The organism is Rhizobium sp. Root149 (assembly GCF_001427345.1).
In the GTDB taxonomy this organism is placed as follows: domain Bacteria; phylum Pseudomonadota; class Alphaproteobacteria; order Rhizobiales; family Rhizobiaceae; genus Neorhizobium; species Neorhizobium rhizoryzae.
On the sequence record NZ_LMGD01000023.1, the window covers coordinates 287008 to 302436 of the forward strand.

At 56.7% G+C, this 15429-nt stretch carries 13 protein-coding genes; 9 read left to right on the forward strand and 4 right to left on the reverse strand.

The features are described from left to right. Positions 1-333: 333 nt before the first annotated feature. The 4 genes from ASD54_RS27470 (at position 334) to ASD54_RS26315 (ending at position 5681) form a co-directional block, all read left to right on the forward strand. Positions 334-462, forward strand: coding sequence for a hypothetical protein (locus ASD54_RS27470; RefSeq protein ID WP_280139217.1), 129 nt, complete (start codon positions 334-336; stop codon positions 460-462). Positions 463-572: 110 nt separating this feature from the next. Further along, positions 573-827, forward strand: a complete 255-nt coding sequence (locus ASD54_RS21210) for a hypothetical protein (protein WP_062556557.1) — start codon at positions 573-575, stop codon at positions 825-827. 232 nt (positions 828-1059) lie between these two features. Then, a complete protein-coding gene (locus tag ASD54_RS21215; RefSeq protein WP_062556558.1) occupies positions 1060-1308 on the forward strand; it encodes an acyl carrier protein in 249 nt (82 codons plus the stop codon). A 2903-nt stretch (positions 1309-4211) separates the two neighbouring features. After that, positions 4212-5681 carry a DUF305 domain-containing protein gene (locus tag ASD54_RS26315; protein WP_082547317.1) on the forward strand — a complete coding sequence of 490 codons (1470 nt, stop codon included), beginning with the start codon at positions 4212-4214 and terminating at the stop codon, positions 5679-5681. A 210-nt stretch (positions 5682-5891) separates the two neighbouring features. Here the strand turns inward: ASD54_RS26315 and ASD54_RS21240 are convergent, their stop codons facing one another. Together ASD54_RS21240 and ASD54_RS21245 are read right to left on the reverse strand one after the other, a co-directional pair. Continuing rightward, on the reverse strand, positions 5892-6401 hold the full coding sequence (locus ASD54_RS21240) for a ferritin-like domain-containing protein (protein ID WP_062556562.1): 510 nt from the start codon (positions 6399-6401) through the stop codon (positions 5892-5894). Between the two features lie 105 nt (positions 6402-6506). After that, positions 6507-6707, reverse strand: coding sequence for a hypothetical protein (locus ASD54_RS21245; protein WP_062556563.1), 201 nt, complete (start codon positions 6705-6707; stop codon positions 6507-6509). A gap of 351 nt (positions 6708-7058) precedes the next feature. Here ASD54_RS21245 and nadE point away from each other — a divergent pair, with 351 nt between their 5' ends. After that, entirely contained in the window at positions 7059-7868 is an 810-nt protein-coding gene (gene nadE / locus ASD54_RS21250; RefSeq protein ID WP_062556564.1) for an ammonia-dependent NAD(+) synthetase, read from the forward strand. A gap of 79 nt (positions 7869-7947) precedes the next feature. Continuing rightward, positions 7948-8526, forward strand: coding sequence for a cysteine hydrolase (locus ASD54_RS21255; RefSeq protein ID WP_062556565.1), 579 nt, complete (start codon positions 7948-7950; stop codon positions 8524-8526). Between the two features lie 403 nt (positions 8527-8929). On the opposite strand, the gene ASD54_RS21265 is transcribed toward ASD54_RS21255, so the two are convergent. Both ASD54_RS21265 and ASD54_RS21270 read right to left on the reverse strand, forming a co-directional pair. Then, positions 8930-9958 carry a Gfo/Idh/MocA family oxidoreductase gene (locus tag ASD54_RS21265; protein ID WP_062556567.1) on the reverse strand — a complete coding sequence of 343 codons (1029 nt, stop codon included), beginning with the start codon at positions 9956-9958 and terminating at the stop codon, positions 8930-8932. Continuing rightward, positions 9955-10944: a zinc-binding dehydrogenase gene (locus ASD54_RS21270; RefSeq protein WP_062556568.1), complete on the reverse strand. Its 990-nt coding sequence runs from the start codon at positions 10942-10944 to the stop codon at positions 9955-9957. The genes ASD54_RS21265 and ASD54_RS21270 overlap by 4 nt, the downstream gene beginning before the upstream one ends. Positions 10945-11177: 233 nt before the next feature. Between ASD54_RS21270 and ASD54_RS21275 the strand changes: the two genes are divergently transcribed. The 3 genes from ASD54_RS21275 to ASD54_RS21285 are packed head-to-tail and all read left to right on the forward strand — an operon-like array spanning position 11178 to position 15429. Further along, positions 11178-12284, forward strand: coding sequence for an NAD-dependent epimerase/dehydratase family protein (locus tag ASD54_RS21275; protein ID WP_062556569.1), 1107 nt, complete (start codon positions 11178-11180; stop codon positions 12282-12284). Next, a complete protein-coding gene (locus ASD54_RS21280; RefSeq protein ID WP_062556570.1) occupies positions 12281-14320 on the forward strand; it encodes an NAD-dependent epimerase/dehydratase family protein in 2040 nt (679 codons plus the stop codon). Before ASD54_RS21275 ends, ASD54_RS21280 begins: the two co-directional genes overlap by 4 nt. Beyond that, positions 14317-15429, forward strand: coding sequence for a glycosyltransferase family 4 protein (locus ASD54_RS21285; RefSeq protein WP_244484814.1), 1113 nt, complete (start codon positions 14317-14319; stop codon positions 15427-15429). The genes ASD54_RS21280 and ASD54_RS21285 overlap by 4 nt, the downstream gene beginning before the upstream one ends.

Sequence of the window (15429 nt, forward strand, 5' to 3'; positions counted from 1 at the left end):
TGCCTCTCTCTGTCATGCATCGCACGGCAGGTGCTGGAACTGGCGACGATTTTCTTTGTTAGCGGAGGACGCATTGAGAGGCATTCGTTATGCAGCAGAGCAAGCCACCTAACATGCCAATTCGAACAGGCAGCAGGACAGCCAAGGGGACGATCATCTTGATCGGATTCTGTGCTGCTGTTGCAATCTTGGGAATTTTTGTCGGGGTGATCGTAATCTACGGCGGCATGCAGAGCCTGTAACGTATGACCACGTTCCGTTCGCAAAGATTCAAATACTGGTATTGGAGGAGACAACATGACAAAGCTTACGCCGGAAACTGCCGAGAGCCCAATGATCAAGAAGGAGGGGCCGCGCCGTTTCAATCAAAGCGTTGATACCAGCAAAACTCCCGAGCAAGAGGAACAGGAAGCGAAAGCAAAGCCCGCCAGCAAGCCGCCGACCAGCTTTGGCACCAAATAGCAACCTACCTATTTTACATCCTCGGTGATTAGCTCTGCGCAAGCCATGGTCGGCAATATTAGAGGATACGCATTCAGCCGTAACTGAATCACGCAGCTTATGAGGATGATATGTTCCAGCAGCCAGATACGTCGAAAAAGGCGCCGCTTTCGCCGGACGATCTAGAGGTTTTGGACAAGTTCCTGGAAGCATGGTGCGAAGAAAACGGGGTAGACCGCACCGATAGCGCAGCACAGGACGTCGCATCATCTTTAATCGCCTGGTATCAAGAAGATCAGAAATATCGCTCCCGGGTACAGCTAAAATCGGCTGACGAAATGCCAATCGCGCCGGACATACTGGCGCTTCTCAAGCAGATCTCCTGATGCCCGTTTCTTGCTCAACGATCTGCGGATGTCATCACGTTGAGCGCATACAGCTTCGGCAACTGAGCACTTGTCCTCAGCTTCATCAAAGCTTCGGCAGGTCTGACAGGCGGATACCCCACATCATCAAATCCGTAGACCATTTGCCCTAAACCCTATACTTCGATCTTGGGACACTTCCCTGCGCCGCCAGAAGCGGCTAAACCTCGCCCTGCTTCGCGAAGGAAAAGTCATGCAATCTGACGAGATCCGTTCGAACCTAATGCATCTTCTGTCGGAAACGCTCGGCGCTGATCCAGAACAGCTTACGAACTCAACCTACATAGAAGACCTGGCGGCAGATTCCCTTGAGGTGACACAGCTAGTGATGGAAATCGAAGCAAAATTTGGTCTCGAGATAGCAGATCGTGATGCTGAAGCCTTCAGGACGGTAGGCGACGTGGTAACCTTCCTGGAGATAAAGAAGAACCCGCAGCACTGAGCAACAGGTTCTATTGCGCATTGAGTGATTCAACGTGACGGCAACAACCGGTCTGGCATCTTGGTCAATCGAGATGCTTTGCTTTGATCCAAGCCTTTGACGATATCTTTGAATGAGAGCTGGAACTGCAGGCCATCTGAAGCATAGGTGACGGAGACCTCTGGTGCATAGGTCACCGGAAAGGCGCGTCGGATCAGTTTGGACCCAAAGCCTTCTTTCTCCGGAACAACGACGGGCGGCCCCTCATGTTCCGTCCATCGCAGCACGATGCGCCCGGCCTCGCTTCGCCAGCAGATGTCCACATACCCATCGTCTGACCGAAGTGAACCGTATTTTGTCGCGTTCGTGGCAAGCTCATGGATGATCAGCGACAAGGCCAAACNTTCGCCAGCAGATGTCCACATACCCATCGTCTGACCGAAGTGAACCGTATTTTGTCGCGTTCGTGGCAAGCTCATGGATGATCAGCGACAAGGCCAAACCAACCTCAGGATCGACCGGAATGGACGGTCCATCAATATGAAACCGTTGTCGATCAACGCTTTCGTAGGGTGTCAGAGTGTTGCAGATAACGGTGTCTATGTCGGCGCCGTTGCCTTCTTTTGCAAGCAGAAGATCGTAAGCCCGYGCCAATGCACTCARACGAGTTGCAAAAGACGCAAAACGGTCATCAGTGCCTTTGAAAGTTTGCCGGGCTATGGCGCCTACGATGGCAAGCGTGTTTTTCACCCGGTGATTCATTTCACGAGATAATAGATTACGCCGCTCCTCGGCTGCCTCCACCGCCGCAAGYCGCTGGTCGAGCTCGTCCAGAAGACGGTCGATCGAGTTACCGACCAGGCCCARCTCACTGCTATGTTCCGACATGCGCGTGCGGCTGGACGTGTTGCCTCTCTTCCAGTCTTCGAGAACATCGACGATGCGATAAATCGGCTTCAGGATGAAACGATTACCGACAAAGGAGGCAGCAAGGAATGCNGACGTGTTGCCTCTCTTCCAGTCTTCGAGAACATCGACGATGCGATAAATCGGCTTCAGGATGAAACGATTACCGACAAAGGAGGCAGCAAGGAATGCGAAGAGAGTGCTCAGAACCAGCATTGAAATGCTGGTAAGAGTAAGGCGATTGACGCCGGAAAATGCTTCGCTTTTCGCCAAACCGGCACTGACATAAAGCGGTTTGGCGGAGGAGATCGGATGGTATCCGAKAATCCGCTCAGTTCCGTCCTGGCTTCTTGCCTCGAATACGCCTGGTTCGGGCGCAGTTACCAAATACTGATACGCRTCAGGAATGCGAGTGCCWACAAACCGTTCGGCAAGCGGCTGCCGGGACAGAATAACGCCTTTGCGATCCGCAATCGTGATCGCGCTTCCGCCGGATATGCCCCATTCAGTCACCCTCGCCTGAAGCCAGTCAAGGCGTATTCCGGTCGCAATGACGCCNCTTGCGATCCGCAATCGTGATCGCGCTTCCGCCGGATATGCCCCATTCAGTCACCCTCGCCTGAAGCCAGTCAAGGCGTATTCCGGTCGCAATGACGCCAACGACCTGCCYRTCACGCTTCAACGGCATGGAAACAGGAAGAACTGCTCTCTGCGTCAACTTGCTGACGGTGTACTCCCCCACGACCATGTCGGGAGCGCTCARACCTTCCCGGACATAGGACCGATCCGAAAAATCCACGCCAGCGGCGTTGCCCTGGCTGTCACAGACAAGCTTCATGGACGTGTCCATCACGAGGATTGCACCCGTCATGGTCAAYCTGTCGGCAACCTGCCTTAAAACYRCGGTACAGTCTGCACTTTTCAGGTCTGTAACAGCAGGCAAAGCTGATACGGCAACCAGCAGACTACGCGTTCCCTCAAGTACTCGCCCGATTTCAGATGCAGCCAGCCTCGACGCCTGCAGGGCTTGAGCATTGATCTCTGCCGTTCGCTGTTGGCGATTAGCCATCTCGTTATATGCAATCAGGCCCAAAGCAGGCAAAAGAGCCGTAGCAGCGACTGCCAGTAGCCTCCTCTTCACCGTAGCTCTCCAGTGCTGGTTCTAAAGGGGGGTACGGGCCTACCCGGNCTTGAGCATTGATCTCTGCCGTTCGCTGTTGGCGATTAGCCATCTCGTTATATGCAATCAGGCCCAAAGCAGGCAAAAGAGCCGTAGCAGCGACTGCCAATAGCCTCCTCTTCACCGTAGCTCTCCAGTGCTGGTTCTAAAGGGACAGTTGCTTGAGATATGTTCCCTGGTATCTCACTCGCTTTTTCCAGACTCAATTCCGCACTTACTCAGCTGCATGTGCAGAGTGCCAATGCAGTTCGTTCAAGATCGTCGGGATGGAGCGCTTGACAGTATTCTTCCATAGACAGTCACGTCAAGCAAAGCATTCGAACTTGTTTATGGAGTTCGGCTATCGGTTGAAACGTCTATGCTCGACCTGTTGCAGCGGATAGTCGCGGACGCAGCGGCCGAGTGAACGGCGAAGACGTATCGTCCAAGGATTAGCCGTGACTGACGCCCGCAAGGCTCACCAATCGGCGTTCCATCCCTGAACCTGCTTCAGAACGAACGCGACCTGCGCTTCCGAAAACTTCGAGGCTCTCATCGAATTCTCCTCGTCTACCCATCAGGGATCACAAGTGGAAAATTCCAGTTCACAATGGCCTGATTTATCGGTTGCACGTCAAGCGGCGTGCCGCATCATCTCAGAAATTGTTCTTCGAATTGATCAAAGTCAAGTTTCAGTTCCTGATCCAGTTCTAAAAGTCAGTTGTGGGTTTATCAAGAATGGGCCTGAAGATGCCGAGAGAGGCGAAGACGCCTCGCCTGCATCTCTTCCAGTCATCTCGGGGAATACGAGCTTCCCCTAAAGCAGCGTTGCCTGAAGGAAGCGCTCAAGGATATCAATATGTTCAGTCACTCTCATCGCAGGTTCGGCGTTTGCTCGATCGCGATTCGTTGTCTTGCGCCGACGGCAATTGCTGTCCTCGCGCCTTCTACAGCCTCAGCACACGTAAAGTGGTTTGAAGCCTATGAGGTGGCGGCCAAGCCCACGTCTATCCTGACCACACTTGCACTTCCCTATTTCTGGGTGGCGCTTCTGCTGGTGCTGGCTTTCTTCATTGCGACGACTGTCCTCGAGCAGACACAACCAGGGAGGTTGGCACTGCAGGGAATGGACCGAGTAACTTCGGTACTACAGCTACGTGCCGACCAGTTTCTGCTGGGGGTACTTGCTGCATTCTTCGTCTCGCTCTTTGCAGTTGGCGGGACCTATTTGACGCCAGATCTGAAGACGCAGTCGGAGCTCGTCGCCTGGGCGCAGATCGGAATTGCGGCATTGATCCCCATGCGCCGCACCCGCCCAATCGCCGCAATTGCGATCGTTATCTTGTGGCTGTTTACCCTGCGGGACTACGATCTGTTCCATCTGTTCGACTATCTTGCGCTCGGCTTGGGTCTGGCGGGCTACCTTCTCTTGTCCGGTATGCCCGACGGGAAATGGCATGATCGTCGTTTCGGCGTACTGCGGTGGGGGATTGCCCTCGCACTTACCTGGTCCAGCATGGAGAAGTTTATGTATCCGCAATGGTTCATGCCGCTGCTGGAGGAAAAGCCGTTCCTTGCCTTCGGAATCCCGTTCCGTGAGTATACAACGATGGCAGGAGTCGCCGAGTTTACCCTGGGCTTCGGCCTTCTGTGGACGCCACTCGTTCGCCGGCTGTCTGCACTCGCTCTCTTCGCACTGATGTTTGCTGCTGTATACCCGTTCGGTCGCGTCGACATGATCGGCCATGCGACAATTCTTGCATCTCTCCTGGTGGTACTTGCGGACCCTCAGCGTGAAGACGCCCTGGAGATTGCGCCAAAGGGGAAACTTGCCACAATACTCGTGCCCGCAGGTCTGGCTGTTGCGCTGGCGGTGACCATGGTCTCATATGCCGGGCTACATAACGTAATCTACGATGGCACTACCGGCGTATTGGCAAACCTCCTGCGGCCAGAATCAAGAACGACTGCCAGTAGTACAGGCGCGGCTCCCGGTGCGTTTTGGCGCGGAAATGAACATTACCATGGTGATGCCACAGGAAACAGCGCGCCAGGCGCCGGGGCAGCTGCAGCGATGATTGAGCAAATGAACAACATGCATGCCAATACCAGCAGCGTCAGCGTAACCGGCGACGTGACACGTGATTTCATTGCTCTGATGGTGCCGCATCATCAGGCCGCAGTCGACATGGCTCGTATCTATCTCGAAACAGGCGACGATCCCCGGATGCGCCTACTTGCCGAACATATCATCTCGGAACAGGCGAAGGAAATCGAGCAGATGCACACCCTTGTCTCTGGAAAGAACAAGACGCAGACGCATCACTAAATCCAGCGGCGACGCAGTCCTTGGATGAAGTCGCCGCTTCTTTTCTCTTCTCTTCTCTTCTCTTCTCTTCTGTAAAGATATGAGGTCACACCTCCCGAAGCTGAAAAGGCCCAGGTCATCTTGGGCCGTTCCAATCCGCTACGATACTTAAGTTTCAAAACTTTAGCCAATCCTCGGCCCTGCTTGTCCGGTATTACCCCTCAACCCCGGTCAAACTTTGGCCGTTTCACCAGCTTCGCGCCGGACTACGAATTCCGACGTCACCTCGCGCAGATTATCGCTTAGCCAACGAGCCATTGCCTCTTCTTCGGAAAGGTTTTCCTTGAGGCCTGCGATGCTGCTTTGATGCCCACACATCTCCGCCATGACCAAGAGCGCATTATACGCCGCGATCTCGAAGTGCTCGAAGGCAAAATTGGCAAAGGAGTTCTTCAAGATCTCATCATCGGCCATCGTATGGCCCAACGCAGCCATGCTGCCGGTTGCAGACAGCATCCAGTCCTTCAGTGTCGAATTGTCTTCATTGAGGCCGGCGAGAATATCTTCGATACGTTTGATTTGAGCTTCTGTTTCGCGAAGATGCTGTTCCAAGCGGGCTGCGACCTGCGGATAATTCTCGATGCGCGAAAGCTGCGGCTTGATGATGGAGAGAGCCTGATTCTCCATGGCGTGAGCATTCTTGAGGCCAGCCACGAACAGGCTGCGTCGGTCTTCTGTCATGATGTTAAGTCTCCTTCGTCAGACCTGCCGAACTACGGGATCACGAGTGGGTTCCGTCCAATCAAGGATTGATCTGCCTTGATGCCACGGGCTGTCGGCCGGCGCCTAATCGCCTTTGGTCTTCATCGCGTCAGTGACCTTGCGCTTGACCGGATCGGCGTTGGTCTCGCCCACTGCATCCTGGTGCGTATCCGGATCGTCCTTTGCTGGCAGATAGCCTCTCGGTCTGTTCTCCTGTGGGCCTTCCCAACGTGGTGACTGGTCCGTCGTTCCCGGTGCTCCGTCCTTTGGTGAATCGATACCCATCATAGATCTCCTTTTGCTTGCTGGAACGAACATCGAAAACCCCCGCAAGTTCCGGGCACATCCTTTCCCGACACCAGTTTTCCATGCGGCCAGATGTCTCCACCCGTCCGGATACGTACCGAGACACGGTTATTCAGGCGAAAGGGAACCGGTGCCTTTTGCAACAGTTGGCGCACCGTCAACTCCTGGATTGGACCGGCGAAAACGTCCCCCTCTGCAGGACACGAATGACTACGAATGGCAGACAGATACGTTGAACAAATGACGTCCTGCTTCAGGGATCAGAAAGCGCCGGGATAGCGTCCGCTCATCGTTTGAAAAAGGAATGAATCTTTGCCCATTGACCAACAGATGATCGCAGTTGAACTCGGCGTAACGCCGGATTTTGATGTTGCTACAGAGGTACGCGCCCGCACAGAATTCCTGGCTCAATATCTGTCGCTGTCATCTTGCCAAACTTATGTTCTCGGGATCAGCGGCGGAGTTGACTCATTGGCTGCGGGCCTTCTCGCACAGGCGGCAGTTTCGCTTGTTCGCGCCAGAGGACAAGTCGCGCGTTTCATTGCCGTTCGATTACCGTACGGAGCACAGGCTGACGAAGCAGATGCGCAATGCGCCCTCAACGTCATCAAGCCTGATCGAACCGTGACCGTCGATATCAAAGCTGCCGCAGATCAGATGATGCGTGCCGTCACAGACCAGGCAAATGAGCTATTCGATCCGATGCGAAAGGATTTTCATCTTGGAAACATAAAGGCTCGCCAGCGGATGATCGCCCAATATGCACTGGCCGGCGCGAGTAAGGGGCTTGTGATTGGCACCGACCAAGCCGCCGAGGCTCTCATGGGTTTCTTCACGAAATTTGGTGATGGGGCGGCAGACATTCTCCCACTCTCGGGTTTGACGAAGCGCAGGGTACGGGCATTGGCGACACATATGGGGGCGCCAGAAAATCTTGTGTTCAAGGTGCCAACAGCTGATTTGGAAACGGACGCACCGCTAAGACCGGATGAAGAGGTCTATGGGGTATCCTACGACGAGATTGATGATTTTCTCGAAGGCAAGCCGATAAGCGAGGCGGCAAAAGCGATTGTCCTTCGAACTTATGCAGCAAGTGCTCACAAGCGACATCTCCCTGTCGTTCCGCCGCAGCACCCTTGAAAATGGCTGCCACGCTCGCTGCTCAGTCAGATGCGGGGAACTTCGAATTGTTGTCAGGGATCGCGTTCGGGAGGCCGCAATGACTTTCAAAAACTGGATCCATCTATGTATCGATATGCAGCGGATGTTTGCTGAGGATACGCCATGGCATGTTCCCTGGATGAAGGAAGTTTTGTCTCAGGTCGAGGAAGTTGCACGGTGGCACCCTGATCGAACGGTGTTCACTCGTTTCGTACCGCCCAAGCGTGCATCCGACATGCCTGGCATGTGGCATGACTATTACAGGAAGTGGGATATGATGACCTTGGATCGGCTGGGGCCGAGTATGGTAGATCTTGTTCCGTCGCTCAAAGTGCTTGTTCCACCAGCGCGTATTTTCGACAAGATGACCTATTCACCTTGGACCACCGGCGAACTTGACCGGGTGCTTCGAGCTGAAGGTATCGACGCTGTGGCCATTTCCGGGGGTGAAACTGATGTCTGTGTCCTGGCGGCAGCGATGGGAGCGATTGACCTTGGCTATCACGTCATTCTCCTCAAAGATGGCGTATGTAGCGGTGCTGATCAGACGCATGATGCCTCCCTTGAATTGTTGGGGGACCGTTTCTCGGTTCAGCTGGAGATCCTTTCAACAGAGGCCTTTCTGGCGCGTGCCTGACAGGATCACCGCCATCGACACGTAGAGTTTCAACCGGCGGATTACGCTCTGTCCACTCATGAACTCTGATTCCTCGAGTCCGTTGTTCGCCTGATTTCGTCTCGAATGAGTTTGAGCGACTGGCGACCAACGCCGGGAATCTTCAAGAGCTGCTCGTCGGAGAGAGTGGCAATAACGCTCATTCTCTTGATGCCACTTTGCCTCAGGACCCGGACAACCCACTGTGGCAGACCACTCCTCAGCACCAGATCAGTCGCTCGCGTCGGCGTCTTTTTTCCCAGTTGAAACCTTTGCTTCTGCATCGGAGCCTCGCGTCGTTTGCCGCTCGAGAACCAAGATGATGGTGGACAAGTTCCGCGGGTTTCACACGCCTGCATTTTTTCTCTCCACCCATGTCCTTGCTCTAGGCGCCAGTATAGATCCGGTCGATCACTTCAGCGACACAAACGAGATTTTCGGCCTCAGTATCGAATGTCCCGTTTCTGACGAGCTGCCTCGCCCACGCCGTGGCCGCACGTCCTCCCCATTCGTCTGGTGGACCGGCAAGCTGCTCTGTAACGGTCCCGGAGAAGCGGTGGGCGACAAAGTCATAAAATGACCCCCCGACGTTCCGCATGGCCGCCCCACCAGCAGTGCCATAGAAGGTGGCGTCGATGATACAGTCTTGCCCGGCGTTCAGACGCCAGGAGCAGGCCAACCGGACGACTGTGCCGGTTGCCAGAACCAGTGTCGCAACCGCGTAGTCCTCCACCTCTTCCGGTGTGCTGGATAAGGGCCGTCCCTGGGCAAACAGGTTGCTCGTCACGTCGATGACCTGAGGGAAATCGAGTGCCCAAAGAGCAAGATCGATCAGGTGGACGCCGAGATCTATGACACATCCGCCGCCGGAGAGCGCCTTGTCATAGAACCACGGCTTGTCCGGGCCGTAGGCATTGTGAAACGTCAGGTCTACAGCGCTGATCTGACCCAGATGCTGTGCCTGCAGCAATGCCTTGATGCGTTGCATCGCTTCGGTCTGCCGGTAGGAGAGGTCTACCCCGATGAGACGGTCTCTCTGTCTCGCGGCCTCAAGCACGGCTCCAACCTCCCGAGCCGTGCGGCCCAACGGCTTCTGGCAGAAAACCGCCACCCCGGCATTGAGGGCTTGAATGGTTTGTTCCGCATGTTGGGCGCTGGGTGTCGCAATGACCACCCCATCGAGGTCCTCTGCCAACAGCTCGTTGAAGTCGGACAGCACCTTGGCCTGAGGTGCCGCCTTCATTGCTGCCTCCCGCATTTCAGGAGAGGGGTCGACAATCGCGACGGCTTCCACAAGTCCCGTGGCAAGCATGGCCTCCATGCGATGGCGTCCGATCCAGCCAACTCCCAGGTAACCGACCCGTGCCGGGCGGCCGATGGCCTCCACATCGTTCTTCATCATGATCGTATTCATGAGTTTATCACCAGTGCCTTGATGAAATTGCCGGGACGGTCGCGTGTGTCATTGAGGGCCTGGTCAAGCTGAGCCAAAGGATAGCGGTGTGTGTATAGCGAGGAAGGATCAAGACGTCCGTCAACGACGGCATCGATCGCCTCACGGATCCCCTGGATGTAGATGGCAGGATCCCGCTCATGCGCATTGACGACGTCAAGGCCGCGCCAGTTCCAAAGCTGCATGTTGACCTGACGGGGACCGTCCTGATGGTAGCCAGCAATAATGAGACGTCCACGCTCCATAGCCAACTCGCCAGCCAGGTCGAGCGGCCATTGCTGACCGACCGCCTCTATCACCCGGTCGCAGAAGCGACCGTTCGTGAGCGCTTTGACGTCTTCAATGACGCGCCAATGATCATCCATTACGATCGTTTCGGCAGCACCCATCCGCTTTGCTGTTTGCAGCGAGGCATCGCGCCGGGAGATGGCAATGACGCGGGCTCCCGCTTTGGTCGCGAGTTGCGTCAGCAAAGCGCCCAGAAAGCCGATCCCGATGATCGCGACCGTCTCTCCGGCACGGATGCCGGAGCGCTTGAAGATGTTCATCGCACAACCAAGCGGTTCCCCCGGAAATGGTATGCCGTCCAGCACGGAGGGAAGCGGGACCACCATGCTCGCCGGAGCATAGTCGTGGGTCGCGTATGCATGGTAGCTCAGGACTGCAACCCGGTCGCCGATGCTCAATCCGTCGACACCCGGACCCAACGCATCGATCCGTCCCCAGCCTTCGTGGCCGAGACCGCCCGGCTCCGTGGGAAATTGCATCCACTCCGGTCCTGCCCAGGGCGTTAGGTTCGAGGCGCAGACGCCGCACCCTTCAAGGCGTACCCGCACCTGTTCAAATCCCGGTTCTTCAAGTGCCAGGTTCAAGAGTTGCGTCTTGCCTGCTTTGGGAATGATTACGGCGGAACGCTGCCCGGCAGCTCCCCGGTTGGACACATCCATTCGTCAACTCCTTGGAATACGAAAGAAACTCGATCAGAGGGGAGAGGCAGCGACCCAAGCCAAGGCGTGACTGCCGCGCCGCCACGATCGTGAACACATCGGGTGCCGAACTTCACAACCCATCGGGAGTTCCGGATGACATTGAAGAAGTCACTGATGTAAATGATGAAGGAACTTTCGCTGTCCCCTCAGGTTCGAGCACCGATTTCAAGCTTACGAACCAGGGAGGCCTCATGGCCAAGATTCTTGTGACCGGCGGATGCGGCTTTATTGGCCGGCATGTCACGGAAGAACTTCTCGATCAGGGCTACGAGGTCCGTATCCTGGATGCTTTGATCGAGCAGGTGCATGGCGACGCGGAGGCAGCGGTGGCACCGGAGGCCGAAGTGATCCGGGGAGATGTGAGAGACAAGGTTGTCGTAGAGCAGGCTCTCACGGGCGTTGACGCTGTAATCCATCTTGCTGCTGAAGTCGGGGTTGGCCAGTCGATGTACGAGATCGCTCGTTACGTCGGTGGAAATGATCTCGGCACCGCCGTTCTTCTCGAAGCCATGATTGGCAAAAAGATCAGACGCATCGTCGTCGCATCATCCATGAGCGTCTATGGCGAGGGGCGCTACCAGACACGCGATGGGCGCCCGCTCGATCTGGTGCGTCGAAGTGCTGACCAGATCAAAGCTGGACAGTGGGCGGCAACCGGTCCCCATGGCGAAGAACTCGTTCCGGTTCCGACCGATGAGGAAAAGCCTGTCGACCTCGCCTCGATCTATGCCCTGACGAAATATGCGCAGGAAAAACAGGTGCTGATTTTTGGGCAGGCGTACGGCGTGGAAGCCGTCGCGCTTCGCCTCTTCAACGTCTTCGGCGCTGGCCAAGCCCTTTCCAACCCCTATACCGGTGTTCTTGCCAACTTCGCGTCACGGCTTTCCAACGGGCAACCACCGATGATTTTCGAAGACGGCCGACAGCGCCGGGATTTTGTCCATGTGCGCGATGTCGCGCGCGGCTTTCGTCTCGCCATAGAAAAGCCCGCTGCCAACGGCCATGTCATTAACATTGGCAGCGGCCAAGCCTACACGATTGCCGAGGTTGCCGCCTTTCTGGCGGAGGCCATGGGGGTGCCGGAGATATCTCCCGACATCATGAACAAGGCGCGCTCAGGCGATATCCGCAATTGCTTTGCGGATATTTCGAAAGCGCATGAGTTGCTGGGCTTTGAGCCCCAGCACCGACTGGAGAATTCGCTCGGGCCGTTTGCCGAGTGGGTTCGCAGCGCCGGTGCAATCGACCGCGGCGCGGAGATGAAGCGGCAACTGGAAGAGCGGGGGCTCGTATCATGACGGAGCCCCAATCAACCACTGTCCGGAAGCCTCGCCAGTATGGTTTTGTCGAATGGTTCCGTCCAGGCGAATACGAAAGGACGGAGCGCCTGCTGCCGCAGATCATCGCCAGCGGTGCAAGTTATCTGCGCACACATCTCTCCTGGGCCGAATACCTTGCTCCCGGCGGCGAGGAATGGTTTGACTGGCTGATGCCACGGCTTGGCAGCCAGATCGAGCTGCTGCCGTGCCTTCACTATACCCCGCCGTCACTGTCCCGGACAGGTCGGGTCAACGGACCGCCGCAGGACCTGAAGTCCTATGCAGACTTTCTGGATCATGTGCTGACCCGCTACGGCAAGCATTTCACGCATGTGGAACTGTGGAACGAGCCGAACAATCTGCTGGATTGGGATTGGCGCGAAGACGCGGATTTCCTGCTGTTTTCCGAAATGGTCGGAGGCGCCGCCTATTGGGCCAAGCAGCGCGGTTTCAAACCGGTACTTGGTGGACCTTGCCCCTTCGATCCCTATTGGTTGAACATGATGGGTGAGCGTGGCGTACTCAACGTCGTCGACGCTGTTGGCTTCCATGGTTTCCCCGGCACGTGGGACAGCGAAGAAGGAACCTGGGGCGGCTGGGACATGCATCTGGGCGAAATGCGCCGGATCCTGGACCGCTTCAATCCCTCATCCGAAATCTGGATCACCGAAACGGGCTACTCCACTTGGCGCAGCGATGACATGGAACAGGCGCGCCGCTTCATGAGGGCGCTCAATGTTCCGGCAGACAGGATGTACTGGTATTCGTGGCAGGATGTAGCGCCGGATGTGCCTGTCCAGGAAGGTTTGTGGTTCGACCCGCGGCACTATCACCTCGGTGCAGTGACCTATGACAATCAGCCGAAATTGCTCGCCCGACTGTTGCTGGAAGGTGGCGTACATCGTGTGGAAGACGTGGCAAGGCTCGCTACGCCGAGCCTTTCCACGGGCGCGGCACCGATCCTGATTACGGGTGGCAGCGGCTTCATCGGGTCCAACCTCGCCGACAGCTTCCTCAAGGACGGTGAAGATGTCGTCATCCTGGATAATCTGGGCCGTCCGGGCGTCGATCAGAACCTCGGTTGGCTCACACAGCGCCATGGCGACCGTGTTCATCCGGTGCTCGCCGACATTCGCGACTTGCGAGGCATAGAGGCGGCTTTCACCGACGCGAAGGCAGTCTTCCATCTGGCAGCGCAGACGGCGGTAACGACCAGCCTCGTGCATCCGATCAACGACTTCGACGCAAATGCACGCGGCACAATCAACGTTCTTGAATCGGTTCGCCGGGCGGGCAAGCGCGCGCCGGTCATCTTTGCCAGCACCAACAAGGTTTACGGTGCCTTGGAAGACGTGGAGATGCTGGAACTGGACGACCGGTATGTTCCTGCCGATGAAGCGATCCGTGCACATGGAATAGGTGAAACCCGTCCGATCAACTTCTGCACACCTTATGGTTGCTCCAAAGGCGTCGCGGATCAATATGTGCTGGATTACGCGAAGTCCTATGACATGCCGACGGCGGTCCTGCGCATGAGCTGCATCTACGGACCCCGCCAGTTTGGTACGGAAGATCAGGGCTGGGTGGCGCATTTCCTCATTCGGGCGCTGGCTGGCGACGAAATCTCGATCTATGGCGACGGCAAGCAGGTACGCGACATTCTGCATGTGGACGATGCCGTATCGGCCTATCGCCAGCTGCTCTCTGCGATTCATCAGGTCAAGGGACAGGCGTTCAACCTTGGTGGCGGCCCCCGGAATTCGGTCAGCGTCCTCAGCGTATTGCACGAGATCGAGAAACTCACGGGCCAACCGCTGAACACGCAGTTCGGCGACTGGCGCGCTGGCGACCAATATTTCTTCGTGGCAGATACCCGGTCACTGGAGAGCCGGCTCGGCTGGCAGGCCAGCATTCACTGGCGCAAGGGCCTCCAGCACCTCGCAGAGTGGCTGGCCGATACCCGCTTTGGCGGACGCTCGGTGCTCCGGCCGGAAATGCGGAAGGTTTCGGCATGATGATGCCGAAGCGCCCGTCCCCTATCCGAATCCTCATGACGATCGACGCGGTGGGCGGCGTCTGGCGGTATGCGATGGATCTGGCTGCAAGCCTGCGGCCGCAAGGCTATGAGTTCCTGTTTGTCGGGCTCGGCCCCCAACCTTCTGTGCATCAGGAGAAAGAAGCGTCAGAGCTTGGACGTTTGCATTGGCTCCAGGCACCGCTGGACTGGATGGTAAAGAGCGAAGACGATCTCTCCCTTGTCGGGCCTGCCATCGCAAACCTGGCGCATGCGGAAGCGGTCGATTTACTCCATCTGAACCTTCCTTCCCAGGCGGCTGCAATCGAGACGAAGTTGCCGGTTATTGTCATGTCGCATTCCTGCGTGGTCACCTGGTTTGCTGGCGTCCGTCGCGAGGCGGTACCACTGGACTGTCAGTGGCACCACAAGATCAATCGCTGCGGCCTCATGCGCGCTGACGTCGCGCTTGCGCCGAGCAGAAGCCATGCCAGGATGCTCGAGAACGCCTATGGCGCAATGGATAGGCTGCATGTGGTCTATAATGCCAGCCGGTCGCAAAAGACCTCCCAGATAAAGGACAGGATCGTCTGTGCCGCTGCCCGCTGGTGGGACGACGGCAAGAACGGACAGACGCTTGATGAGGCCGCAGCACTGACTGCCTGGCCAATCATGATCGCAGGACCGAACACCGGTCCAGACGGCCAGACGCTGCCGATCCGCCATGCCCAACACCTCGGCGCGCTATCGCATGCGGATGTCATGGCGCTGATGGGCCGCTCGTCCATCTTTGCTTCGCCATCCCTATACGAGCCGTTCGGGCTCGCGGCGCTTGAAGCCGCTCGCGCCCATAGCGCGCTGGTGTTGGCGGACATTCCGACTTACCGCGAACTGTGGAGTGAAGCTGCCCTTTTCGCAGACCCTGGAGCCCCCGAGGCCTGGGCAGCCGGGATCAATCGCCTCTGCGAGGATAACGATCTGCGGACACAACTGGCTGACAAGGCTGCGGAGCGTGCGAAACGCTTCGATCTTTCGTCTCAAGCCGAAGCCATGGCGGGTTTCTACACATCCCTGCTGCGACAAAAATCTGAGCTTTCTGCTGCGGAGTAA